Genomic DNA, 26,534 nt, shown 5'->3' with positions numbered 1-26,534 from the left:
TGCGGCAGATGCGTTCGGAGGTTCAGGGGCGAATAGCGGAGTGGAAACAATACCTTCTCCCTGTCTGGGAGAAGGTCAGGATGGGGTCAATTACACACTAAAATCCACAGAATTATGCTTAGCAATCAGCGATCGCAATGGCACGGTGCTTTTCATAATCGGGGATTTAATCACGATATAGCTGAAGTACTTATCGATGCCGATTTGTGCGTCCAGCATCTTCTCAATCACTTCCTGGTAGTGCTCGATGCTGCGGGTAATAAAGCGCAGCAAATAGTCGTAGCCGCCGGTAATCAGATGGCACTCCATCAGCTCATCCACGTCGCGAACCGAATTTTCGAATTTCATAAAATCTTCGCGTCGATGGCCCGAGAGCGTGACCTCGGTGAACACCGTAACGGAATCGGTAATTTTGGTCAGATTGATATGGGCTTCATAGCCGGTAATAAATCCAGCCTGCTCCAGGCGCTTCACCCGTTGCAAACAAGGGCTGGGCGAAAGTCCTACGGCGTCGGCGAGATTGACGTTGCTGATACGGCCATCTTTTTGTAGTTGCACCAGGATGTTGATGTCGATGCGGTCGAGTTTCATTAAGCCGTTCATAGCACCCCTCATTGTTGACCAATCGCGCAGGCTGATACGATGGTATATCACGCTTTGACGTGACGGCGCTAGCGACTTCCGCACGCCACGTCATTCATTGGTCGAGTCAATAATTCCAGAGATATCAATGAGGAAGCCGGATTTATCCCAGGCGACCACTGGCGCGGGCCAGCGCAATATCAAAGATATGTAACGCTTCTTCCAGCTGAGAATCTGTGGTCACCAGTGGCGCGAGGAAGCGCACCACGTTGCGATGCAGGCCACACTTGATCAACAGCAGGCCTTCCTGACAGGCGCAGTCGAGGATTTTCTGCGTCATCGCAGCGTCAGGACGTTTGGTTTCGAAGTCGATGATCTCCACCGCCTGCATAAAGCCCACGCCACGTACTTCACCAATGCAGGCATATTTCTCCGCCAGCTGTTGCAGACGTGCATTCAGCTGTTCACCCAGCTGATTGCTGCGCGCCAGCAGATTGTCGTTTTCCAGCAGGTCCAGCACCGCCAGCGCCGCCGCACAGCCCAGCGCGTTACCGCCATAGGTGCCGCCAAGACCGCCCGGCAATGGCGCATCCATGATGGCTGCTTTGCCGACTACGCCGGAAATCGGCAGACCGCCCCCCAGACTCTTCGCCACGGTCACCAGATCCGGTGTAATGCCCAGTTGCTCGAAGGCAAACAGCGTACCGGTGCGACCAAATCCGGTCTGCACTTCATCGAGAATCAGCACGATTCCGTGTTTTTCGGTAATGCGACGCAGCGCTTGCATAAAGTTCGCACCCGCTGGCAGGAAGCCACCGTCGCCCTGAACAGGCTCGATGATGATTGCTGCCACACGCTCCGGCAGGATCTGCACGGCGAACAACTGTTCCAGCGCTTGCAGGCAGTCATCATCGCTGACGCCATGGAAGGCATTAGGATAAGGCAGGCGATACACCTCTGAGGCGAACGGGCCGAAGTTCTGTTTATACGGCTGGCTCATCCCCGTCAGGGTACAGCCTAGCAACGTACGCCCATGGAAGGCACCATCAAACGCGATAATGCCGCTGCGGTTGGTGTGCGCACGGGCAATTTTCACCGCATTTTCTACCGCTTCCGCCCCGCTGGTGAAGAACACGCTTTTGAAATCTTCACCTTTGCCGACCAGCGCATTCAGGCGCTGCGCCAGTTCGATATAGCCCGGGTAGGCAACGACCTGGAAACAGGCGTGTGACACCAGCCCAAGCTGTTTTGTCACCGCATTCACTACCGCCGGATGGTTATGGCCCACATTAAGCACCCCAATCCCGCCGACAAAATCGAGATAGCGATTGCCCTCGACATCCCACACTTCACTGCCTTTTGCCCGCTCAATCACCAACGGATGCGCGGTGACCACACCACGCGGCACGTTCTGTTCACGTGTATCCAGTAACAGGCTGTTATCGCTATACGTTTGCTGCTCCGCCATGACATTCTGCATTTTCAAAATCCTCATCCACGTAACGTTCGGTTGGCTCAAGTATCGCAACCCGTTGGTTTCTCACGCTGCCGTAATCAGCAAAGCAGCGGCATTTCGTTTCAAAATCTTCTGCCAATCAGCAGGGAAATTCTGCACGCAGCGCGTGGCGGGCGATGGCCGTCAAAGTCTGAATACCGTGCGGGATCAGCGCATCGTTGAAGTCGTAAGAGGAATGGTGCAACGGCTGGCTGGGTGCCGATCCGATCCACAGATAAGCCCCCACTCTGGCCTGCAACATAAAGGCAAAATCTTCCGAGGTGAGAGCAGGCTGTCTGGCTTGTTCAGCAGGCATGTCCGCCTCACGCAGGGCATCCAGCGCCAGTTGTGTAGCACCCGCATGATTGACCGTGGCCGGGTAATAACGCAGATAGCTCACCTCTGCCTGCAGACCGTGCGCCGCCGTGACATGTTGCGCCATTTCACGCAGACGGCTTTCAATGATGTCCTGCGCCGCCGGGCTGAACGTACGTACCGTGCCGGTGATACTGGCTTCCGCCGGAATCATGTTGTGTGAGAAACCGCCCTGCATGCGCGTCACCGTCAGCAAACCCGGCTCGCACGGGTCAAGTGCGCGCGCCACCAGCGTATTGAGTTGCACCACCAATTCACTGGTGGCCAGCAAGGTGTCACGCGTCAGGTGTGGCTGTGCCGCATGACCGCCACCGCCCTTTACCGTGATATCAAAACGGTCCGCCGCCGCCATGATGGCACCCGGCCGGGTCTGCACTTCGCCCAGAGGCAGTTCAGGCCAGTTATGCAGGGCAAATACCGCATCGCAAGGAAATTGCTGGAACAGGCCGTCATCGATCATCGCTTTCGCGCCGGCTAAACCTTCTTCCGCTGGCTGGAAGATAAACACCAGCGTGCCGTTAAAATCACCCTGCTGAGCCAACTGGATAGCCGCGCCCAGCAGCATCACCGTGTGACCATCGTGACCGCAAGCGTGACAGACATTGTCATGCACACTTTTCCACGGCTGGGTGCCGTTATCCTGCATCGGCAGCGCATCCATGTCCGCGCGCAGACCTATCATGCGCGGGCTATTTCCACGTTTCAGCACACCGACCACGCCGGTTTTACCCAGGCCGCGATGCACCTCAATGCCGTGCTCTTGCAGCACCTGCGCCACGATGTCGCTGGTGCGCGTTTCCTGATAGCCCAGTTCGGGATGGACGTGCAGATCCCGTCGCAGAGCGACTAATTGATCCAGTTGCATATCAGTATCCCCGGTTACGATCGATAAGGCCGACCATGGGTTCGCCACGTTGATAGCGGCGCAGATTATCGAGCAGCGCAGCCACCGCGCTGTCGGTTTGCGTCTGGCTGGCAATGTGCGGTGTGAGCCAGATCGCCGGATGCTGCCAAAAAGGATGCTCTGGCGGTAAAGGTTCGGGATCGGTCACATCGAGCACGGCTGCGCTCAATTGTCCGCTGGCCAGCGACGTGAGCAGATCGTCATGATTTAACTGCGGGCCACGCCCCACCTGTACCAGTGCGGCTCCAGCAGGTAACTGCGCAAACAGCTCAGAGTTGAGTAAACCGCGCGTGTTGTCAGTCAACGGCAGCAAACACACCAGAATGTCGCTGTGTGCCAGAAACTCAGCCAATTGCTCAGTGCCATGCCAGCAGCGCACGCCCTCGAGTTCACGCGGTGTCCGGCTCCAGCCAGCACACTCAAACCCTAATGACACCAGCTGCTGCAAAGATGCCTGGCCGAGTTCGCCTAAGCCCATGACGCCCACCCGCCGCTGATTGGCGGTGCGAATCGGGTGCGTTTGCCACGTTGCAGCGCGCTGTTGCTGGAAATAGCGCGGCATATCACGATGCAACCCTAGCACGGCAAAAGTGACGTACTCCACCATGCCTTGCGTCAGGCCGGGTTCGATCATGCGCACCACCGGCAAATCGGGCGGCAGTTGGCTGAGATCGAACTGATCGGCCCCCGCGCCCACCGACAGTAGCGCTTTGAGATTAGGGAAGGTCGCCATGACATCTTCTGGCGGTTGCCAGGCCACCAGCAGTTCAACCTGTTCTGCGTCACCCACATCCGGCCAGATATGCAGCTGCACATCCGGTGCATGTTCAGCCAGCCAGCGCTGCCAGTGGGCTCCACGCGTGGCTTCCGATTTATAGACGATATGCATCACGCCATCGCCTGGGTCATCAACCCAAACGCCTGCATCTCACCGGCTTGCGGTGACCAAGGCGTTCCCCGATACATGGTGGTGGGCGCGTCAACCTTGACCAGCCCTAAACTCTCCAGCCAGTTTGCCAGTGGCAGTGCGCTGTCGGTGTCGATGCGGACAAACTCACCACCCAGCCCTTGCATCAGCGCGGCCACCAGCGCCTGCGCGACATCAACATGGCGCGCAATCACCGGGCCAATCGCCCAGCCATGCCCAAAACGGCGCAGGCTGGCAAAACCCTGTACCTGCTGCTGCGGATCTTGCAGTAACACGGTCTGGTGATCGGCAACCAGCGTTTGTATCAGTTGCGGGCGCCACATGCCGTGCGCCTGATGATCCAACTCAGTGAGCAATTCAACGTCATCGGCCAGAGCATTGCGAAACGTTAACCCCGTCGGGATGTTGACGGCGAGCACCGCTGCCAGCTCACGCGTCTGGTGCTGCTGAATGGTGCCTTTCACCACAAAACCCAGTTTCTCGTATAGCCCCTGGCCCATTTCGGTAGCATGCAGGCGAATCACGCAATCCGGGAATTTCTCCATCACCGCCAGCATCAACTGCTTACCAATTCCCCGCCCCTGACATGCTGGATTCACCACCACCAGACCAATGGTTGCCGCGCTGTCACCCCAGCGCCAACCGAAGGCGCTGCCGACAAACTGCCCCTGCTCTTCCGCCACCACGCCCTCACCCAGCGCCAGCGCCTGCTGCCAGTCTTCACGGCGATGCGGCCACTTAAGCTGTTGGGTGATGGCATAGCCATGTTCAATATCATCCTGCGTCATGGCGCGTAATGTGATCATTTGCTGCTCCTGGTTTGAGGTCGCCATAAATGGCCACCTGACAAATTCTTTGCGCGACTGCCACAGGGTGGGCACGCATTTGCGCTGGCTTGCACCATCTCTATTCCGCTTTCAGCACTTCTTCGTGCTCGTCCAGCCAGCCTTGACGCAGTTCCGGTACGGCTCGCTTCAGGCGTTCAAAATAAAGCTCACTGGTGGGTTTATCATAATCAGCACGGGAAATCTGCGTCACGATGCGACCGGATTTCATCACCACGATGTCGTCGCATACGGCGCGAACCGCGTGCATGTCGTGACTGATAAACAACACTGACAGCCCTAACTCACGGCGTAGCTCACTGATCAGATCCAGCACCGCCGCCGCGACCACGGTATCCAGTGCCGAGGTGACTTCATCACACAGAATCAGATCCGGCTCCGCCGCCAGTGCACGCGCCAGATTCACGCGCTGCTTCTGTCCGCCCGACAGCGCCCAGGGGCGACGCCACAACACGGTGCGCGGCAATTTCACCAGATCCAGCAGTTGATACAGACGGCGCTGCAGTTCGAGCCCTTTCAGTTCATGGAACAGCGTCAGCGGACGTGAAAGAATACGCTCAACGCTGTGCGCGGGATTGAGCGCCGTATCCGCCATCTGGAACACGTACTGAATACGGCGCAGTTCATTGTCGGGACGCTTGTGCATGTCACCGTTGATATAGTGACCGTTAAACAGAATATGGCCGTGGCTGGGCGCATTGAGCCCGGCAATCGCATGCGCCAGCGTGGTTTTACCCGAACCCGACTCGCCGATAATGCCAATCGCTTGCCCTTTCCACAGCTTGAGATTGATATCTTCCAGAATCAGCGTTTTCGGTTTGCCCTCACTGTCACGCGGGCCATAACCGGCGCTGAGATCACGCACTTCCATCAGCGGCTGTGCATCAGCCTCTGCACAGGTCCAGCTACTCTCGCGCTCTTTCTGACGAGCGGCATCCATCAGCAGTTGGGTATATTCAGCCTGCGGCGCACCAATCAGCCGCTCTGTGGAACCATATTCCGCCATTTTTCCGCGCAGCAGCACCAGAATTCGATCCGCCATCTGCGCCACTACCGCCAGATCGTGACTGACGTAAATCGCGGTCACACCGCGCTGTGCCACCACACGGCGAAACGCTTTCAGTACTTCAACCTGAGTGGTGACGTCCAGTGCCGTGGTCGGCTCGTCAAGGATCACCACATCCGGGTCGCCAATCAGTGCCATGGCCGTCATCAGACGTTGCAGCTGTCCGCCAGAGACCTGATGCGGGAAACGGTCGCCAATGGTGTCAGGATTCGGCAATGCCAGCTCGCGAAACAGCGTGATCGCCTTCTCTTTGGCGGCTTTGCGTTTCATGGTGCCATGGATCACCACTGGCTCGATAACCTGGTCGAGAATACGCATCCCCGGGTTGAAGGAGGCTGCTGCACTTTGGGCGATGTAGGCCACTTTGTTGCCGCGAAATTCGCGCAGCTGGCCGGGCGACAGACTACGCACGTCGGTGCCCGCCAGATGAATGTTGCCCTCGGCGATGCGACAGCCGTGGCGCGCATAGCCCATCAGCGCCATGGCGATGGTGGTTTTACCCGAACCGGACTCACCGATCAGCGCCAACACTTCGCCTTTTTGTACGGTAAAACGGATATCAGAAACCAGATCGATCTCTTCGCCCTTATCCGTCTCGGCGGTGACACGCAGGTTTTCAACGGAGATCACGGGCATGGCTGTATGGGGTGTCACGTTCATGCTCCCTCCTTCGCCAGCGTCAGAGGACGCATCTGTTGCAGGCTGTCAATAAACAGGTTGGCGCCGATGGTTAAACTGGCAATGGCCACTGCCGGCATCAATACCGCAGGCGAACCGTTAAACAGGCCTTGTAGATTTTCACGTACCAGCGTGCCCCAATCAGCATAAGGTGGTTGCACGCCTAAGCCCAGGAAGCTCAAGCCGCTGAGTAACAGCACGATATAGACAAAACGCAGGCCAAAATCGGTGAGCATCGGATGCACCATATTCGGCAGAATGTCATGGATAGCCACGTACCAGCGGCTTTCGCCACGCAGTCGTGAAGCACGGACATAATCCATATTGCGCAAACTGCTGGCCATAGCGAACGCGATACGGAACGCACCGGGCCAGTAGGTGAAGATGGCTGTCAGAATCAGCATCGGCAGCGACGAACCGAATACCGCCACAATCATCAGCGACAGCACTTTGCCTGGCAGTACCAACATGGCATCGTTGATGCGGCCCAGCAACTCTTCGAGCCAACGTCCTGCAACGGCGGCCAGCAGCGCCAGCAAGGTGCCGATTAGACTGGCACCCAGCGCAGCGGTCAACGCCAGACCAATGGAGAACTTCGCACCGTATAAGATGCGGCTGAGGATATCGCGACCGAGATAATCGGTGCCCAGCAGGTTGTCAGCGGTCATCCCTCCTAGCATCGGGCCACCACCGATATCCTCTACACTATGCGGCGCCAGTTGATTGCCGAACAGCGCCATCAGTACCCAAAACAGAGAGATTGCCAGGCCAATGCGACCGGAGATCGACAGCGACTGAAAAATTCGTACAGGAAGCAGCAAGCTATTCATCAGCTCCTCCATTTTGGGTTAAAGGCGATAGTCAGGATGTCAGCAATCAGCAGCAGCACCAGATAACAGGCGGCGAACATCATCACGCACAGCTGCACCACTGGCAGATCGCGATTACTCACGGCATCCACCAGCGCACTGGCGAGACCGGGGTAGCTGAAGATCGACTCAATAATGATCACGCCACCAAACAAGTAAGACAGGCTGAGCGAAATGGCGTTGGCAATCGGTCCCACCGCATTCGGCAGCGCATGACGCAACACGGCACGCAGCGGCGAGACCCCTTTCAGCAACGCCATCTCAAGATACGGGCTGTCGAGCTGATTAATGATCGCCGAACGCGTCATCCGTGCCATCTGCGCCACTAATACGCAGCACAACGTCAGTACCGGCAGTGCATAGGCTTTCAAATAACTAACGAGATCCATATCGGGGCTGCCAAACGACATTGCCGAGACCCAATGCAGTTTGACCGCGAAGATCAACACCGCCACGGTGGCCACCAGAAACTCCGGTACGGCCACTGTCGCCATGGTGGCGATCACCAGGAAACGATCCAGCGCTGAACCACGATTCATAGCGGCCAGAATGCCGATCACCAGCGCCAGAGGGACGCAGATCACCGTAGTGATGCCTGCCAGTTCCAGCGTGGCAGGAATACGCTGCCCCACCAGTTGCGTCACTGGCAAATGACTGGCAAACGAGGTACCAAAATCACCCTGCAACATTCCACCGAGCCAGCTGAAGTAGCGCATCAATAACGGCTGGTCGAGACCCAGCTGCTGGCGTAACGCCGCCACCGTTTCCGGCGTGGCGTTTTGCCCCAGGATCATCTGCGCGGCATCGCCAGGCAGCAGGCTGGTGATAAAAAACACCACCGCCGAGACGATAAGCAAGGTCAGGATGCCCGCACCTGCGCGCCGGGCAATCAGAAACAACATGTATCGGTTCATCGGCGTTCTCCTCTGACGGATGACGGATTAGGCTTTCAGCCAGGCGAACTCATGGAAGCGGTAACCCATCATCATGCCGCTTGGCCAGGCTTCAACACCGCCCACTTTTTTACTGTACCCGTCGAGGGTACTGATAAAGGTGGGGATGATGGTGCCGCAGTGGTCATAGATCAGCTTCTGCATATCGCCATACATCTGCTTGCGCTTGCCCTGATCGCGCTCACCGCGTGCGGCGACCACCAGCTGGTCAAACTGATCGTTCTTCCAGCCCGATTCGTTGTTGGCGGCGCTCGACATATAGAACTGTGAGAACAGCATATCCAGCGTTGGGCGCGGGTTGATCGAGCCATAACCCACCGGGTCCTTGGTCCAGTGTGTTGACCAGTAGCCGTCATACGGCACGCGACGCACCTTAACGTTCAGCCCGGTGTTACGCGCCACCTGCTGGATTAACTGGCCCCCTTCCACCGCACCTTCGATGTTTGGCGTGGTGATGATCTCTACCGTTGCGCCCTTCATACCGGCTTTCTCGATATGGAATTTGGCCTTTTCGGCATCCAGCGGACGCGGTTTGAGATCGGCGTTAAACAGCGGATGCCACGGCGGCACGGGGGTGTCGTTACTGATATCACCGTAGCCTTGCAGCACGGTTTTCAGCACGATGTCACGCGGCTGCAGATATTTCATCGCCAGCACGAAATCCTCGCTGCTGCCCGGCTTCATGTCGGTGCGGATAATCAGGTTGGTGTACATCCCCGCCTTGCTCTCCAGCACGGCGAAGTCTTGCGTGGATTTCAAACGATTACTGTCGGCTGCGCTCAGGGTCGAAACGATATGTAAGTCACCCGACATTAGCGCATTGACACGTGCCGCCTGATCGGTGACGCCCAGCAGTTCGATTTCGTCGAGATGTGGCAGGCCGGGCTTGTAGTAGTTTGGGTTCTTCACGCCAACAGAGCGTACGCCCGGCGTGAACTCTTTCAATTTGAACGGCCCCGTGCCAATACCCTTACTGAAGTCTTTGGTGCCATCCTGCACAATCAGGAATGGGGCACTGGCGAGCATATAAGGCACGTCAAAGTTGGCGCTGCTCAGCTCAAGTGTGACTTCGTTATCGTTCACCGCCGTGAAGGTTTTGAACTGATCGGCCAGCTTGAAGGCATTGGAAGCCACGGCGGGATCTTTGTGGCGGCTTAGTGAGTAAATGACGTCTTTCGCGGTGAGAGGTTTACCGTCGTGGAACGTGACCCCTTTGCGCAATTTAATGTGCCAGGTGACACCATCCGAAGACTCCACGGACTCCGCCAGCCCCGGTTGAATCGCCAACTTTTGGTCGAGTTCGGTCAGGCCGCTGTAGACCATAAACTGGCGGGTATAGTCACCGCTGTTATTGCCTTTGGCAGGATCGAGTGTGTCAGTAGCGGAGGCGTTGGACATGGCTGCGCGCATCTTGCCGCCTTTCACCGGTGTTTCAGCCGCAAAGCTCATCTGCGGAAAACCTATCAACCCGCTGCTCATGACTGCACCCGCAGACAACAACTTCATCAGGCCACGACGTGACAGGGATCCCTCAGTCAGCATACGTGTCAGGGCCGGATTTACAGCGTCAGACTCTTTCTCGAATTTACTCATCTGCACACCCTCAATATGAAAAGTGGTTTGTTTTGATAATCGAGCGTCAATCAGATCGCCATTAATGTGGCCCCTACCAAACCGGATAGCGTCCGCATGAATGCCAAATCAATGACACCTTAGGATGTGCATTTATGCGTCCCCCTCGAAAGCATCCCCCTGGCGCGCATCAATAGCGACCTGAAGAATCCCATCGTAGAGTGCACATTGATGCGCACCGGATTAACGATCAGGAGAGCCGATCCTTAGCCTTGTAATACAGCCCCGCGAGAGGCAAAAACCAGGGTTTCCCGTGGTAACCGGGCAGCGCAGGCCATGTATCGCGCTGCCAGGGATTTTCGTTACGCTTTTCTGCCAGTAAATCGGCCATCACCCGCCCCATCCACACCGACATCTGTGTGCCGTGGCCGCTGTAGCCCAGTGAATAGAACACGCCATCGTGCTCACCCGCATGCGGCAGGCGATCGGACGTCATATCCACCATGCCGCCCCAGCAGTAATCGATGCGCGATTTGCCCAGCTGCGGGAACAGCGCGGTCATCGCGGCGCGCAACACTTCGCCGCTGCGCGTATCCGAGGTCGGATTGCTGACGGCAAAACGTGCGCGCCCCCCAAACACCAGACGACGATCGGCAGTGGTGCGGAAGTAGTTGCCGATGTTCAGCGAGGTGACATAGGTGCGGTCTTTGGGCAGCACTTGTTCAATCAGCGCATCACCCAGCGGTTCAGTCACCACGATAAAGCTACCTACCGGCACGATGCGGCGCTGGAACCACGGGAACGGCCCTTCATTCGATACGCCGGTGGCCATCATGACTTTTTCCGCGATGATCTCGCCCTGGGCGGTGGTGACGCGATGACGGTAGCCATCCAGACGCGTCAAGCCGGTCACCGCGTGATGGGGAAAGATCTTCGCTCCCGCGCGGGCAGCGGCATTGGCGAGACCAATGCCGAACTTGCCCATATGCATCTGGCCACCGCGTTTTTGCAGTAAGCCACCGTGAAAGGCATCGCTGCCCACTTCACGGCGAATCTCATCTTTACTGATCAACTCGATTTCCGGGTCAACTGTGTCCCGCATCAGTTGCCATGCACTGCGCAGTCCAGGGAAATGCGATTCTTTGCTGGCGAGCTTGAGCTTTCCGCACAGGCGGAAATCACAATCAATCTGCTCTTCCCGCACCAGTTGCTGGACATAACTCACGGCGTCATCAAAAGCCCGATAAAAGCGACTGGCTTGCTCGATCCCCTGGCTGGCTACCAGCGAAGCAAAGTTTTGCGATACGCCGGTATTGCAGTGTCCACCGTTACGTGCGGAGGCCTGACTCATCACGTTGCCACTTTCCAGCACCACCACGTTGATACCCTGTCGTGCGAGATTCAGCGCGGTTGAGATGCCGGTAAATCCGCCGCCAATCACCACCACGTCAGCAACCGACGGCAGTGCGCCACTCGCTGCGCCAGTAAATGCCGGTGCCGTGGCTTGCCAGAATGATTCGAGTTTCATCGCCGCCTCCGGGCTTAGAGTCCAACCACAGCGGGCAGACCGCCGATATCTTTAATCTCGGTGTATTCATAAGCTGGGTTGGCCGGATCGTGACCCCGGTTGACCCACACTTTGTTTTTGATGCCCATGTCGTAGCAGGTCATCAGGTCATAGCGCAGGCTCGACGAAACATGCAGGATCTCTTCGGGACCACAATTCAGCTTGTCCAGCATGTACTCGAAGCCTTTCATCTGCGGCTTGTACGCACCCACTTCTTCTGCGGTGATGGTCATGTGGATCGGTGCACCAAGACGCGGCACGTGATGGGGAATCAAATCGTTCATTGAGTTGGTGAGCAGCACCAGTGGGAACTCTTTCGCCACTTTGGCAAGTCCTGCGGGCACGTCTGGGTGCGGCCCCCAGGTGGCACAATCGGTGTAGATAAAGTCGCTATCGGCTTTGCTCCACTGCACGCCCCATTTTTTACAGGTGCGCTCCAACGCATCGCTGACGACGTCGTAGTAAGGTTTCCACGCCCCCAGCACTTCATCGCGGCGATAGATGGCGAAATCGGTGGTGAAGGCCAGCATCTCTTGGGCTGACACCCGATCTTTGAAGCAGCGCTCTGCCGCTCCTGCCATGTCAAAGTTAATCAGGGTGCCGTAGCAATCAAAGGTGATGAATTTCGGTTTAAACAGTGCCATGACGCGACCTCGTCGTTGTCTGATACGTGAATTTAGAAATCGATTAATACACTCTTCTGGCGCTGACAGGCCTGAAATGCCTGACGTCCCAGATCCTTGCCAATACCGGAGCCCAGGAAGCCGCCGGTGGGAATAATGAAATCACCGGAGCGACCGTAGCGGTTGATCCATACGGTGCCGGATTCGATAGCACGCATCGCTCGCATGGCACGCGGCAGGCTCAGCGTATGCACGCCGGCACACAGCCCATAGGTTTCGTGCGCCGCCAGCGCGAGCCCTTCTTCTTCGCTGTCAAACTCCTGCACGGTGAGCACCGGGCCAAAGATCTCCTGCTGCACCGCCGGGTTATCAGCCGCCACACCACATAACAGCGTAGGCTGCCAGAACCAACCTTCGTCGGTGTCCGCAAAACGTTCGCCGCCCACTAACACTTCTGCGCCCTGCGCTTTGGCTTCGGCGATCACCGATGCCACCTTGTTGCCCTGGCGCTCATCGATCAGCGGCGCATAACGGCTGCTGTCTTGCCAGGTGACACCCGGCTGCGGCTGCTGGCATAGCGCCACCAGGCGATCCAGCAGCGGTTGAGCGATGCCACGTTGCACAATTAAGCGAGTACCCGCGACGCATGCCTGTCCACCGTTGGCGGTGAAGCCGCGCAGGATGCGCTGTGCCAGGACATCGATATCGCCCGCATCATCGAACACCAGCTGTGGGCTTTTGCCACCTAACTCCAGCGTGACAGGCTTCATGCCATGCTGTGCTGCGTCACTCATGATGCGTGCACCCGTCACCGTGGAACCGGTGAACGAGACTTTGCGTACCAGCGGATGGGTGACCAGCGCGCTGCCGGTCACTGCACCACTGCCCTGCACAATATTTAGAATGCCCGCCGGTAAACCGGCCTGCACCGCCAGTTCCGCCATGCGTACGGTAGAGAAAGGTGTCAGCTCTGAAGGTTTCAGCACCACGGCATTACCGGCTGCCAGTGCAGGACCGCATTTCCACGAGGCCATCGACAGCGGGAAATTCCACGGTGTAATCGCGCCAATCACGCCGTATGGCTCCGAAATCAGCATGCCGAGGCTGCTTTCCTGCGTCGGGAACAGATCGCCACTGTATTTGTCTGCGCACTCGGCGTAGAAACGGATGGCCTCTGCGGTAAACGGAATCTCATGCTGTACCACATCGCTGATCGGCCGCGTCGACCCCAGCGCTTCGAGCTGAGCCAGTAACGGATCGCTTTCAATCAGATCCGCCCAACGGCGTAACACTTTGCCACGTTGACGCGGTGGGCAGCTGCGCCAGCCACTGGTTTTCAGCGCTTCATGCGCCAGGGTGACAGCCCTATCAACATCGCTGGCCTGCGCTTCGCTCAGCTCGGCATAGACTTTGCCATCAGATGGTCTTTTTACGGCAAAACGCGCGCCCTGGGTGGAAACATGCTGGCCACCAATATAATGGCCAATCGGGAGAGAAACTTTTTCAGGGTCGAAACTTAACATGGAAAATTCCTTATTTGTTACACCCATCACATGTGCGCCAATTAACGATTTGCACAACATTTATCTGTCACGTTAATAAGCTAATGCAGAAAGTATGCCAGCCCAGTAAAAAATAAAAATGCGTAAAAAACAGCCCAGAAAAATTTTCTGCCGTATTGAAGAGGGAAATTTTGCGGAATTGCCGAAGGAATAAACAGATGATTTACTTCACAAAATTCGTGCATCGCGGCGGTGCAGCTCGCATGAAACTTGCACTAAAACGGTGATGGGCCGGAAAAGTATGACGCCGCGCACAAATTAAAACAGCGCCGTGAACCTGAGGTTGCCGGCGCTGTTTATGTAATTGGTCATGAAAGTCATTATGCGCAATGAATTGCGCGGTTACCTATTTGGAGCGGTACGATTTAACACGCATTGCTGCATTTATAAACTGCCCATATGAAACGTTTTCTGCTCCAGATACTCTTCAATTCCATAGCGTGAACCTTCACGTCCTAAACCGGATAATTTAATTCCGCCAAAAGGTGCCGCATCTAAAGATATCGCACCGGTATTAAAACCGACCATGCCAAATTCTAATGATTCCGCCACGCGCCAGGCTCGACGTATATTCTCCGTAAAGAAATAAGCGCCCAATCCATAAGGCGTGTCATTCGCCATGCGTATCGCCTCCTCTTCGCTATCGAAGACAAAAAGCGGTGCGACCGGGCCGAAGGTTTCTTCATGCGCAATACGCATACTGCTGGTGACATTACCCAACACGGTCGGCTCAACAAAGGTGCCATTCGCTGCACTGATCCCGCCACGCAGCAAGGTCGCTCCCTGACTAAGCGCATCATCAATATGGCTGTTTACCTTCTCAACAGCGCGATCGTTAATCAGTGGCCCAATCGTGCTACTGGGTTCAAAGCCATCCCCCACTTTAAGGGTTGCCACTGCCTCCAGGAGTTTCTCGCTGAAACGCTCATAGATACCGCGTTGCACCAAAATGCGATTGGCGCAGACGCAGGTCTGACCGGCATTACGGAATTTACTCGCCATGACGCCAGGGATAGTGACATCGAGATCGGCATCATCAAACACAATCAGTGGCGCATTACCGCCCAGTTCCAGGCTAAGGCGTTTAATGCTGTCGGCACTTTGTTGCATCAGCAATTGGCCGACGCGCGTGGATCCGGTAAAGGAGATTTTGCGCACCGTGCGGCTGGCAGTCAGCGTGCTGCCGATCTCGGTGGGTAATCCGGTGAGCACCTGAAGTACGCCAGAGGGAAAACCTGCCCGCTCTGCCAGCACCGCCAGTGCCAGAGCCGACAGCGGCGTCAACTCAGAAGGTTTCACGATGATCGGGCAACCGGCGGCCAGCGCAGGTGCCACTTTGCGGGTAATCATCGCAATCGGGAAATTCCACGGCGTAATCGCTGCGGCCACGCCAACAGGTTGTTTCAGAACCAGAATGCGGCGGTCTTCACTGGGCGCCGGAATGGTATCGCCATAGATGCGGCGTGCCTCTTCAGCGAACCATTTAACAAAGCTGGCACCGTACAACACCTCGCCTTTCGCTTCTGCCAATGGCTTGCCCTGCTCGGCGGTCATGATGACCGCCAGATCGTCCGCGTTATCGATAATCAGCTGATGCCACTTATCCAGCAGCGCGGCGCGCGATGCATTTGGGGTTTTGCCCCAGCTGACACGCACCGACTCAGCATAATCTATTGCCTGCTCGGTTTCGGCTGCACCCAGTGCCGGAATAGTAGCAATCTGCTGTTGAGTGGAGGGATCGATGACCGACAGCGTGGCGCCCGCATGGGCGTCCTGCCAGCGCCCGCCAAACAACGCCTGCTGGCGTAACAGTTCTGCATCTTTTAGTTGAATCCGCGACATTTTCATCCCCTTTATCCTGTTCATTTCACTGTAACGTGGCGCAGCAGTGCAGGATGTTTTTCTAAGGGGTGGAAACCGGGCCAGGATGTGTTTTAGCGCGCCAAAAGAAATTTTATGCTGTGCATAAATGCGTCATTGATTACGGTGAGGTTTGTTGCCAGGTGCGCATGAATGCGTCATTGATTACGCTGCGGTTTGAGGCCAGGCGCGCAGGAATGCGCACCCTGTAGGAAATGTGTGGTCGCCATTTATGACGACCACTGCATCAAATCTGGAAATCGATAGCGGGTTCAGATTCCGTTTCATAGGAAAGCGCCTGACGCTTGATCTCTTCCAGCGACAGATTGGCGTTACACAGTTCCAGGAACTGCCAGACATAATTGCGCTGCAACTGGCCGCGCTTCAATCCCAGCCATACGGTGTTGGCATCGAACAGATGATGGGTGTCGATTTTCACCAAATCTTCACCTTCATAAATGTCGCACGCCTGATCAGCCAGGATGCCAACGCCGAGTCCCAACTCAACATAGGTTTTCACCACGTCGGAGTCCTGCGCGCTGAGCACGATATCCGGCTTAAGTCCCGCCGCCTGGAACGCACGGTCAACACGCGAGCGACCCGTGATCCCCTGACGATAGGTAATCAAGGGATGGCGACTCAGGCTAGCCAGCGTGATCGGCTGATGTTGTAACAGTTCATGGTCGTGCGGCACCAATAACGAGTGGTGCCAGCTAAACCACGGGAAAGCCGCAAGGCTGCTGTTGTTCACCAGTTGCTCGGAGGCAATACCAATATCAGCTTCACCCGCCAACAGCATGGCCACAATTTCCTGCGGTGAACCCTGATTGAGTTCAAGACGCACATTAGGATAGAGCTGTCGGAATGCTTTGATCACACGCGGCAGACTATAGCGGGCCTGCGTATGCGTGGTAGCAATCGTTAGCACGCCGCTGGTTTCATTGGTAAACACATCCGCCAGGCGACGCACTTTGCCTGCTTCATCAAGAATGCGTTCAGCAATGGTTAACAGCGCCTTGCCCGGTTCCGTCATGCCCAGCAATCGCTTGCCGCGACGAATGAAGATCTCGACGCCGAGTTCATCTTCCAAATCACGAATATGGCGGCTGACCCCAGATTGTGAGGTAAACAGCGTGTTCGCCACTTCTGTCAGGTTGAATTCGCAACGTGCAGCTTCACGTATAATTTTAAGTTGCTGGAAATTCACACCCTTTTCTCCTGTTCCCTGCCCTGTTTCGTCCATGTTATGAAGTTGGTGTCATTGCAGGAAATAATAAAAAACGGTGTGTTATGCGGAATAGTAATAAGGAGGGTGATTTATCTCGACGCGTTTGCGGGTGTTAAAGCGTGAAGGGGTTACCCCAGCCGTAGATAGCTGGGGTAAAGAAGAAGGGATTAACCGACCAGCATCAATTCGCGCTCTTCCGTCATCGGCTTATTCAGCAGTGACAGCAGGATGTTTTTCACTGCCTGCGCGGAAGGTGACAGTGGCAAGCGCGCAGAGATATTCAGCGAGAGCGGCAGATTCAGCGATGGGCTGTTAATACGTGCCATCCACGCGTGAGTTGAACTCACCAGGGCGCGAGCCGCTGATTCCGGCAGAACGGTCACACCCATACCGCTGGAAACCGCGGCGGTCAGGGTTGAGATTGACTCGATTTCACCGATGATTTTTGCGCTCAGACGACGCAGCGAGAATGCTTCATCAACACGTTTGCGCACCGCGCTGTAGTCACGCGGCAGGAACAAATTCATCTGCGCCACGTCGGCGAGATCAACGGTAGCGCCCGGGCATGCGGTCGCACCGACCAGATACAACTCTTCTTTCATCAATGGAATGCTGTTAATGCCGGCTGTCGGCGCACGGTCATACAGCACCGCCATATCCAACTGACCGTTCATCACTTTTTCATTTAAAGAGGTGCCGCTATTCTCATGCAGATACACCAGTACATCCGGGAATTGTTCCCGCACCGTTTGCAGCAGCGGCATCGTCAACGAAGAAGCGGCGGTGCCCGGTGCCAGACCAATTGATACCTGACCATTTAACGCCTGGCCCGCGTTGATGACAGCCGTTTGCGCCTGTTCACACTGGCGCAGAATCGTACGAGCATGAGCATAAAGAATTTTGCCCGCCTCGGTTGGTGTTACGCCACGTTTGGTGCGAATCAGTAACTGCTGATCGAGTTCGTTTTCCAGCGTCGCAACTTGCTGGCTAAGCGCAGGCTGCGCGATGTGCAGCACTTCTGCTGCCTGAGTCAGGCTGCCGATATCGACGATTTTTACAAAGTACTTCAGTCGTCTTAAATTCATATTGCCTCCGTCAATCCCCGAATAACCCGTTTGGGTGTCTCAGCCTGCTGGCTTGTGTTCATGAAGTTGCAATATGCAGGCCAGGTTTATTCGGAGCGTGAAAAAGCAGTGCCAGAATATTCCTAACGGCACGGAAAATAAGCCTTTCTGATTACCTCTTAAGAGTTAATAAGCTGAGCACATGACACAGAGTGATTAAAAATAAATCGAAATGCACCACCATGGTGCGCAACTTGCGTGGCAGATGTGCAAAAAAGTGATGACCGAAAGCGTCGCAGTGGTGCATAACTCACAGAAAATGACCTAAAACGGTCAGAACGAAAGCAAACGCGGGGAAAGGAGCAGGATCAACCAGTGGGAAAACTTATTGTGAACAACGGAGCAAAATGTCCTTGAGGGCGCACACAGTGCGCCCTGCAATCAGGAAGTACTATCTCTTTTTACGGTTTCTATGCATATCTATGGACACTGCGGCGACAATGATGATGCCTTTAATGATGTCCTGCACGTAAGCATCCACACCCACGAAGGTGAATCCGCTCTTAATCAGACCCAGAATCACCGCACCAATCAGCGTCCCGGTGATGCGACCCACGCCGCCCATCAGGCTGCTACCGCCGATAACGGCTGCGGCAATCGCATCCAACTCGTACGCCATACCCATACTTGACTGGCCGCTACTGACGCGCGCCGCCAGCACCACACCCGCCAGGCCAGAGAGCGCACCCGCGATGGTATAGACGATGATCAGGTATTTATTAACATTGATCCCTGACACTTTGGCCGAAGTCATGTTGCCGCCAATTGCATACACATACTTACCGTAACGGGTATGCTTCAGGGCGATGTGGAACAGGAAGGCCACCACCAGGAAAATGATCACCGGCATCGCGCCCTGGCCGATGGAGGTAAAACCATCTGACAGGAAGCTGATCGGGTTACCTTGCGTGTAATACTGCGCCAGACCACGCGCCGACACCATCATGCCCAGTGTGGCGATAAATGGAGGGATACCGGTTTTGGTAATCAGGAAACCGTTCATGACCCCGCACAGCAAACCTACACCAATACCGGCCACAATCGGAATGACGGCAGGCAGGTTAACCAGTGACGGATACATCGGTGTCAGGCTGTCAGAGGTTTGTGCCAGACTGGCCGCCACTACCGCCGTCAGTGCAATCACCGAACCAGACGACAGGTCAATCCCCGTGGTGATGATGACCTGGGTCACGCCCACCGCAATGATGCCGATGATCGCCACCTGTAAAACAATCAATACCAGACGGTTGGTGTTGAGCAGGAAAGATTGGTCACGAACGTACCAGCCTGCAATCTCAAAGATTAAGGCAATACCCAACATCACCACAAAGATGCCGGTATCTTTCGGTAACTTATGGCGCAGGTTGCCAAAGAAGGATGTCGATTCCGCGGCCTGCGGGGCCGTAATTTTTACGTTACTCATAGATGTCTCGCGCCTCACTCGGATGCCAACGACAAAATGGTTTCCTGATTGGCCTCTTCTTTATCGAGGATGCCAGTTATACGTCCGCCGTGCATAACCATCACGCGGTCGCTCATGCCCAGAATTTCCGGCAACTCCGACGAGACCATAATGATGGCCACGCCACGGTTTGCCAGTTCGCTGATTAAGCGGTAAATCTCGGCTTTTGCCCCGACGTCAATACCGCGCGTCGGTTCATCGAGGATCAGAATCTTCGGTTGAGCCAGCAGCCAGCGCGCAATCAGCACCTTCTGCTGGTTACCGCCACTGAGGTTGTTGATGATCTGATCCATGGTCGGCGTTTTAATATTGAGCTTGCGGATCTGCTCCATGCAGTCCTGTGCCATCTTCATGTGGCTAACGAAACCGGCTTTACTGACATAATCCGGCATGTTGACGATGCTCATGTTCTCCATCACCGACAACACCAGGAATAAGCCGGACTTTTTACGGTCTTCGGTCAGGAACGCCATGCCCTTCTCAATCGCCGTGGAAGGCGAATCGATTTTGACCGGCACGCCATCGATCAGCACTTCACCGCTGTCGAAGCTTTCCATCCCGAACAAACTTTCCATCACTTCACTGCGTCCCGCCCCCACCAGACCGGCAACACCGAGGATTTCACCCTTACGCACCGTAAAGTTGATATCGGTGAAACGGTCTTTACAGGTAAGGTTGCGCACCGTCAGCACTTCCTCACCGATTTCACCATTGAATTTCGGGAACAGCTGCGTCAGTTCACGCCCCACCATCTGGGTAATTAATGACTGACGGGTAAACTCGGAAGTGCTGTTGCTACCCACCCAGGTGCCGTCGCGGAATATGCTGATCTCATCGGTGATGGTGAAAATCTCATCCATCTTGTGACTGATATAGATGATGGCTTTACCCTGCGCACGCAGGTCGCGGATGATGGTGAACAGATGCGCCACTTCGGTTTCCGTCAGTGCCGAGGTCGGTTCGTCCATAATCACAATGTCGGAGTTCCACGACACCGCTTTGGCAATTTCCACCATCTGCTGAGCAGCGATACTCAGCTCGCCAACCATACGATCGGCTTTTAAACGGATATTGAGTTTGTTGAGTAATTCCTGCGTTTGCTTGTTCAGCAACGCGTGGTCAACAAAGCCGTACTTCATCGGTTCGCGACCCAGCCAGATGTTCTCAGCCACAGTCATGTAAGGCACCAGATTCAGTTCCTGGTGGATCATGGAGATGCCAGAACGCAGCGCATCCATGGTGTCCTGAAACTGCACCGGCTCCCCTTTAATGCGAATGGTGCCCTTATCGGGACGGTACATCCCGATAAGGCATTTCATTAAAGTGGATTTGCCCGCGCCATTTTCACCCATCAGGGCATGTACCGACCCCGGTTTAATGCGTAGTGAGACATTGTCGAGTGCCTTCACTCCGGGGAAGAACTTGCTGATGCCTTCGGCTTCAAGCGCAAAAGCGGTCATACATCACCTCCGTACGGCTGAGTCGGGAACGATTATTTCTGGTTACGAGATTCGAACTGCGCCATGTTGTCTTTGGTGATCAGCTGGTAAGGGATGTTAATCACCTTCTCCACTTTCTCGCCTTTCGCCAGTTTCACGGCAGTCTGTACGGCGCCTTCACCCTGACCTTTAGCATCCTGGAATACAGTGGCGACCATCTTGCCGTTCTTCAGCATCTGCAACGCATCCGGTGTACCATCCACGCCCGCAATCAGGATGTGGTTCGGGTTTTTGCCCAGCGCCTGCAGCGCACCGATCGCCATTTCATCGTTGTTAGAAGCAATCGCCTGAATGTCATCGCCTGCGGTCATCCAGTTACTCACTACGTCCACCGCGTCATTACGGGTGAATTTCGCGGTCTGTTTCTGCACCACTTTGATGCCAGGATATTTAGCCACCACCGCTTCAACACCTTTGGTGCGGTCACGGGTGGATTCGTTAGCCAGATCGCCCATCAAAATGGCGACGTTGCCTTTACCGTTCATCGCTTTTGCCAGCGCTTCCATTTGCAGACGGCCCGCTAATTCGGAGTCAGAGCCGACGTAAGCCATTTTGTCGGTCAATTCACCTGCCGGTTTGCGGTTAACAAAGATCAGCGGCACACCCGCTTTAGAGGCCGCATCCATCAAAGGTTTGACGGCATTGGTATCCACTGGGTTAACGATAATGGCGTCAACGCCCTGACCGATGAAGTTCTGAATTTGTTGCAGCTGTTGGGAGACGTCGCCCTTCGCATCTTCGACCTGACCCTTAACGCCATCTTTGGTCATCTCTTTCTGCATCGCGGTGCGCAGAATGGTCAGGAAGTTATCGTCAAACAGCGCCATAGAGACGCCCACCTGAAGGTCTTTTGCCATAACAGCGGCAGGTAACATGCAAGCTAACAGGGAAGTCACTAACGCTTTTTTGAATTTCATAGGTAACCCTTCTTATTCGTTAACATGCTCAGTTGGGCTGATACGACGAATGAAAAATATTTTTTACATTCACTCAACGGCACTGGCGTTATTTATCTGGTTGTAGAGGTAAGGCTTCTGGTCTAACGCTATCGTTTCGGTACTGCTCTTTCCTGCAACTATCTACTTATAAAAAGGTTATTTTCGAAATGCTGTTTCAGACGCCAAAACTGATTTCACCCGTGATGATAAGCAGTTCATTTGTTTCATCTGATCAGCATTTGAAATTTTCATCATAAAAGCACTGAAATGATTGTTTTAAAATCGGCAAATAACAAAACTTTGACATGCATCTAACATCTCAAAGGAAATGCGCTTAAAGTGAGATCTTGCTGGCAGTTTGAAATCTGAACGTTCAAGGCAGAAAAACAGCATTCCGCTGCTTTTACGCGCACTTAAACCAGAAGTGTGCGATCGGGCTTTGACATTGGGGATCGGCATCGCTAATATGCGCCTCGTTCACACGATTCCTCTGTAGTTCAGTCGGTAGAACGGCGGACTGTTAATCCGTATGTCACTGGTTCGAGTCCAGTCAGAGGAGCCATATTTAGAGAAGCCCGCTCAGGGAAATCTGAGCGGGCTTTTTGTTTTTTCTATCACCAGCTTTCTGTCGCAACATACTGCTAACAATACATTCGCGATCTACTTTTAACTCTGAAATTCAAGGGTATGCTATCCTGCACCTGTCAATTCCTGCAATCATGGACCGATACGGTGCGGCAAAATCAATGAAAAACTCTTCGAAAGCTATTCTCTCGGCATGGCAAGACTATTTAAAATTCAGCGGCGCAGAAAAAAGCAAAATACCAGCTAGCCAGGTGCATGAAGATCATCAGTTGATGCTCGGTATAAATATCTGTGAGGACACGCCAAACGGTGTTTTGCTTCATGTTACCTCAGAGATGCGTGAGAACTGGCGTAAACGCTTCGTGAAGTATGGAGAAAAGGGAGAGATTACCGACATTGAACCCGTTAATTTACTCTTTCCGATATTGCGCTTTGTTGAAAAAGAACGAGAAAGGTTTATTACAAAGTATCTACCCCTGTTCTCATTCCCCCTGCCTAAATCTTTCTTTGAACAAGACAATAACTCATTGTTAATTCCTGTAAAGGATGGCCAGCAGGTTAGCGCTTTCCCATTCGTTTTTCGCGAAATATTCGGCATTGAGTTGGATGAATTAGGCGAAAACCGCCACATGATGAGCATTATCAGCTCACTTACCGAATGCAAATTCAGCACCTTTCTTGAAGCATTCGAAGCACTTCAGAAATGGGTTATTCAGCGAACCAACCACAGGCATCCGTCACTTGAAACAGCCTTCAACGCATTAATCGCTCCATTGCACAACGAAGATTATAACCTTAAACGGGATGGCGAAGATTTTGCCTGGCTTTGCGATAACGCCGTGGGGGAGTTCCCTCTACTTGAGCAGTACGTCAATCACATTCACCATGAAGAAAATCCATTAGATATTAAGGAGGTGGTGACTGGAGGATTGTTTGAAACGCAGTATCCGTTGGGTCATGGGCAAATGATGGCGATACAGGCCATAAATCAGGATGAGCGCCTGATTGCCGTGCAAGGAGCACCTGGTACGGGTAAAACGACACTCTTTAAATCTCTCATTGCGCAACAGTTGGTGGACAGGGCTCTGGCCATCGCTGATGGTAGAGACATGAATTACGGCATGCTGGTCACCTCGACAGCTATAAAAGCTGTTGAAAATATCATTGATGACTTACGCGTTGATCCTGTCACTAAGGATCTGGATTGGCTGTGGTTTCATAGCGGTTCAAACCAACAAATACAGCTTGAACTTGCCCGATTAGAACGCCTTCTCAATCGCTGGCGGCATGAAAGCTATGATCCACAAAGCCAGCATGCATCCCTATCTATACTATTAACACATCGCGCTGAATTGGATTCTTGCTACCGGGCCTTTGTGCTTGAGAAAACTAATGCAAGTCAATCCATCATTGATTGCGGCTTCAATACAAGTGATGCGGAAGAGCTGTCGCATCTTTTAATGGCCAGAATAAAAGATGTATCTGCTCACGCCCAGCGCCTGGATATTCATGTCTGTGTACTACTTCCTGACGATCTCAATGCACTAGATAATGCTTTGCAGCAAAGGCTCCAGGAGCTTGAAGAGATAAAAGCACGGCATCAGCTGGCCACTAAAATGTCCCAGACATTGCTGGCAACATGGCCGCATAAAAATAGTCTGGAACAAATACTGAGATGGATTGACTCACCTCTTCGCGTAGCACTTGAAATACACTATCGTGACTATCCCCGAAATGGATTGAAACGTCATCTGGCGCGCCTTTTTGAGGGAAAATATCCAGCTCGCTTACAGCAAATGAACCACGCTGCACCTGGAGATTTTCAATATTTCGGTCTCTCCTCGCTTTCTCATCGCCAGCTGGCAGCCCTGGCAGATGCCGGGGAAACTCTTGCGCACCAAACTGCCAATTTAGCGTTACTGGCACAGCTCCTGGATGGCGAACCCGATTTGCAGCAAATAGAAGAGATAATAAAGCTTCGCGCTGAAGTGGCCAAGATCCAACAGCAGTGTCTTCAGGTCACCCATGCACAACAGACCATGGCACTATACCGACAGCGTTACCCGGAAAATAATTGGTGTGACATTTTACGTAAACGCTTCATCAAACAACATCGAGAGATGTTTGAGGCTGCCATTTGTTTTATATGGCAGGAACAATTGAAGCGAAAAAATGAACTGGAAGAAGTTCTCACCCATTGGCGAAGTCTATTAAGTAACCAACGCAGTGCGGGATATCACCGCTGGCTGGATAAACTCGATGTATTTTACCGTGCTCTATCCTTGGTATACCCCGTAATGGCGACCACTTTAGTTTCTGCTTGGAAAGCGGCGGGCTACCGTAAACTGAGTGAGCTCAAGGGTCATAAACCGTGGAATCTTATACTGTGCGATGAGGCAGGGATGATTTCGCTTGAATCTGTGGTTCCTTTGCTCAGTCGCAGCGAGAAAGCCATGATTGTCGGCGATCCTTTGCAAATTGAACCCATCCGTAGCCTATCAGAAAACTTAATCATGCAACTCCGCATGAGCCATTTTGACGAAAATAATACGCTGTATGAACGGGTATCTCCTGCGACAGTTACCGCGTGGCATCGTGCCGCAGGGACACTTTCTGGCCGGGTTGATGCTACAGGCAACGGTATTGTTCTAGATGAACATCGTCGATGCCAGAAACCCATCGCTGATCTGTTTATCCGGCTGGCGGGTTACCGTGGCGTGAGTGTGGAAACCTCCTCGCCTTCTGAACGCATTATCAATGCTTTTGAGAAGTCAGGCGGGCACCATTTGATGTTTTACAGCGTCGAGGGCCAGAAAGGTGACAATGTGAATACCAATTTGGATGAGGTCGATGCTATTGAGCAATTGGTGAACAAACTGGAGGAAGCAGGCTATGATCTCACCTCCGATGTGGGCATTGTCACGCCCTATAGTAATCAGAAGTCATTACTTATTCAGCGCCTTGCTCAACGTATAAACCACCGACAGAAAAACTGCATTGGTACAGTACACCAATTCCAGGGGGTCGGTTTCGAAGTGATTATTTACAGTCCGGTTATTTTCCATCCTCTTGATAATCCAAATTTCCAGAATGCGTCACCCAATATGCTGAATGTTGTTGTTTCACGTGCGAAGCAACAATTCATCGTGGTTGGCAATCATCACCGGTTGCGAACAGCAGGAGGATATCTGAAAGTGCTTGCAGACAGCGTGGCGGAGGATTTTCTCCTTGAACAAGGAAGCCAGCACCCGCAGTTTGCTAACCTAAGCCAGACACCCCGCTTGCGCCGTTATTATCGTGACTGTGAACATATTGCTGCCTTTAGCGCACTGGCGGCGCAGAGTGAGCAGGAGCTTGTTATTATCACCCCGTGGATAAGGCAAGGGGGGCATCGCTCTCAGAGACCGGAACTGGCACTGCTTGTCGCAACTCAGCAACGCGGCGTCAAAGTGAAAATCTACTATGGCTATTATCATCAGCGATGGGCTCGTATCGATGATAATGATGAAGATCTGATTGCGCAGTACCGTGGACAGCTTGGGAAAGACAATGTTATCCGACTGACTGAAGGCACCCATGAAAAGGTCATGATGATCGATGGCCGTCACATCGTCATTGGAAGCTGGAACTGGCTGTCACACGGGTATCATGAGGGTTGTGAACGAGCTGAACAGTTCGGCCATGCTATTCGTCATGAAATCAGTGCCGAGTTAGATGACGAGTCTCTCGTGAAGGAACTAAGAGAGAGACTAAGCATGGACTAACCCTCAGAGATAATAACCCCCACTCCATCACGAGGAGTTGTTAATGTGCTCTTAG

General features: G+C 53.9%; 19 protein-coding genes and 1 tRNA gene. 2 read left to right on the top strand and 18 right to left on the bottom strand.

Annotated features, from left to right (window positions below; all coding sequences use genetic code 11):
• Positions 1 to 90 precede the first annotated feature (90 nt).
• The 18 genes from FD737_RS03775 to FD737_RS03690 all read right to left on the bottom strand — a co-directional run bounded on the left by FD737_RS03775 (position 91) and on the right by FD737_RS03690 (position 22,109).
• Positions 91 to 603, bottom strand: coding sequence for an Lrp/AsnC family transcriptional regulator (locus FD737_RS03775; protein WP_034824599.1), 513 nt, complete (start codon positions 601 to 603; stop codon positions 91 to 93).
• Positions 604 to 745: 142 nt separating this feature from the next.
• Positions 746 to 2,062, bottom strand: a complete 1,317-nt coding sequence (gabT, locus tag FD737_RS03770) for a 4-aminobutyrate--2-oxoglutarate transaminase (protein ID WP_160832756.1) — start codon at positions 2,060 to 2,062, stop codon at positions 746 to 748.
• Positions 2,063 to 2,177: 115 nt separating this feature from the next.
• Positions 2,178 to 3,311: a M20 aminoacylase family protein gene (locus tag FD737_RS03765; RefSeq protein WP_202404464.1), complete on the bottom strand. Its 1,134-nt coding sequence runs from the start codon at positions 3,309 to 3,311 to the stop codon at positions 2,178 to 2,180.
• Between the two features lie 7 nt (positions 3,312 to 3,318).
• The gene (locus tag FD737_RS03760; protein ID WP_160832754.1) at positions 3,319 to 4,245 is read right to left on the bottom strand and encodes a glyoxylate/hydroxypyruvate reductase A; all 927 of its coding nucleotides are present in this window, start codon (positions 4,243 to 4,245) and stop codon (positions 3,319 to 3,321) included.
• Positions 4,245 to 5,090 (bottom strand): GNAT family N-acetyltransferase, encoded by an 846-nt coding sequence (locus FD737_RS03755; protein ID WP_160832837.1) that lies wholly within the window; start codon positions 5,088 to 5,090, stop codon positions 4,245 to 4,247. Before FD737_RS03755 ends, FD737_RS03760 begins: the two co-directional genes overlap by 1 nt.
• A 100-nt stretch (positions 5,091 to 5,190) precedes the next feature.
• A complete protein-coding gene (locus tag FD737_RS03750) occupies positions 5,191 to 6,855 on the bottom strand; it encodes an ABC transporter ATP-binding protein (protein ID WP_160832753.1) in 1,665 nt (554 codons plus the stop codon).
• Positions 6,852 to 7,703, bottom strand: coding sequence for an ABC transporter permease (locus FD737_RS03745; protein WP_058962118.1), 852 nt, complete (start codon positions 7,701 to 7,703; stop codon positions 6,852 to 6,854). The genes FD737_RS03750 and FD737_RS03745 overlap by 4 nt, the downstream gene beginning before the upstream one ends.
• Positions 7,703 to 8,656, bottom strand: coding sequence for an ABC transporter permease (locus FD737_RS03740; RefSeq protein WP_034824611.1), 954 nt, complete (start codon positions 8,654 to 8,656; stop codon positions 7,703 to 7,705). The genes FD737_RS03745 and FD737_RS03740 overlap by 1 nt, the downstream gene beginning before the upstream one ends.
• A gap of 27 nt (positions 8,657 to 8,683) precedes the next feature.
• Positions 8,684 to 10,288, bottom strand: a complete 1,605-nt coding sequence (locus FD737_RS03735; RefSeq protein ID WP_160832752.1) for an ABC transporter substrate-binding protein — start codon at positions 10,286 to 10,288, stop codon at positions 8,684 to 8,686.
• A gap of 229 nt (positions 10,289 to 10,517) precedes the next feature.
• Positions 10,518 to 11,795 carry an FAD-binding oxidoreductase gene (locus FD737_RS03730; RefSeq protein WP_160832751.1) on the bottom strand — a complete coding sequence of 426 codons (1,278 nt, stop codon included), beginning with the start codon at positions 11,793 to 11,795 and terminating at the stop codon, positions 10,518 to 10,520.
• Between the two features lie 14 nt (positions 11,796 to 11,809).
• Positions 11,810 to 12,478, bottom strand: a complete 669-nt coding sequence (locus tag FD737_RS03725) for a haloacid dehalogenase type II (protein WP_034824618.1) — start codon at positions 12,476 to 12,478, stop codon at positions 11,810 to 11,812.
• A gap of 32 nt (positions 12,479 to 12,510) precedes the next feature.
• On the bottom strand, positions 12,511 to 13,980 hold the full coding sequence (locus FD737_RS03720) for an aldehyde dehydrogenase (protein WP_034824619.1): 1,470 nt from the start codon (positions 13,978 to 13,980) through the stop codon (positions 12,511 to 12,513).
• A gap of 423 nt (positions 13,981 to 14,403) precedes the next feature.
• Entirely contained in the window at positions 14,404 to 15,861 is a 1,458-nt protein-coding gene (locus FD737_RS03715) for an NAD-dependent succinate-semialdehyde dehydrogenase (RefSeq protein ID WP_160832750.1), read from the bottom strand.
• A gap of 265 nt (positions 15,862 to 16,126) precedes the next feature.
• A complete protein-coding gene (cbl, locus tag FD737_RS03710; protein ID WP_045832269.1) occupies positions 16,127 to 17,086 on the bottom strand; it encodes an HTH-type transcriptional regulator Cbl in 960 nt (319 codons plus the stop codon).
• A gap of 188 nt (positions 17,087 to 17,274) precedes the next feature.
• On the bottom strand, positions 17,275 to 18,192 hold the full coding sequence (nac, locus tag FD737_RS03705; RefSeq protein ID WP_034824624.1) for a nitrogen assimilation transcriptional regulator NAC: 918 nt from the start codon (positions 18,190 to 18,192) through the stop codon (positions 17,275 to 17,277).
• Positions 18,193 to 18,622: 430 nt separating this feature from the next.
• Positions 18,623 to 19,654 carry an ABC transporter permease gene (locus FD737_RS03700; protein WP_038646197.1) on the bottom strand — a complete coding sequence of 344 codons (1,032 nt, stop codon included), beginning with the start codon at positions 19,652 to 19,654 and terminating at the stop codon, positions 18,623 to 18,625.
• Between the two features lie 14 nt (positions 19,655 to 19,668).
• A complete protein-coding gene (locus FD737_RS03695; RefSeq protein WP_034824628.1) occupies positions 19,669 to 21,153 on the bottom strand; it encodes a sugar ABC transporter ATP-binding protein in 1,485 nt (494 codons plus the stop codon).
• Between the two features lie 32 nt (positions 21,154 to 21,185).
• Entirely contained in the window at positions 21,186 to 22,109 is a 924-nt protein-coding gene (locus FD737_RS03690; RefSeq protein WP_034824630.1) for a sugar ABC transporter substrate-binding protein, read from the bottom strand.
• Positions 22,110 to 22,616: 507 nt separating this feature from the next.
• On the opposite strand from FD737_RS03690, the gene FD737_RS03685 reads away from it, so the two are divergent.
• Together FD737_RS03685 and FD737_RS03680 are read left to right on the top strand one after the other, a co-directional pair.
• Positions 22,617 to 22,692 (top strand) — tRNA-Asn (locus FD737_RS03685).
• Between the two features lie 184 nt (positions 22,693 to 22,876).
• Positions 22,877 to 26,479, top strand: coding sequence for an AAA domain-containing protein (locus FD737_RS03680; RefSeq protein ID WP_160832749.1), 3,603 nt, complete (start codon positions 22,877 to 22,879; stop codon positions 26,477 to 26,479).
• Positions 26,480 to 26,534: the final 55 nt, after the last annotated feature.

The sequence above is a fragment of the Pantoea sp. Seng genome, assembly GCF_009829935.1.
GTDB lineage: Bacteria > Pseudomonadota > Gammaproteobacteria > Enterobacterales > Enterobacteriaceae > Pantoea > Pantoea communis.
Note: the sequence above shows the minus strand (reverse complement) of the source record. Positions and strands in the feature narration are given on the sequence as shown.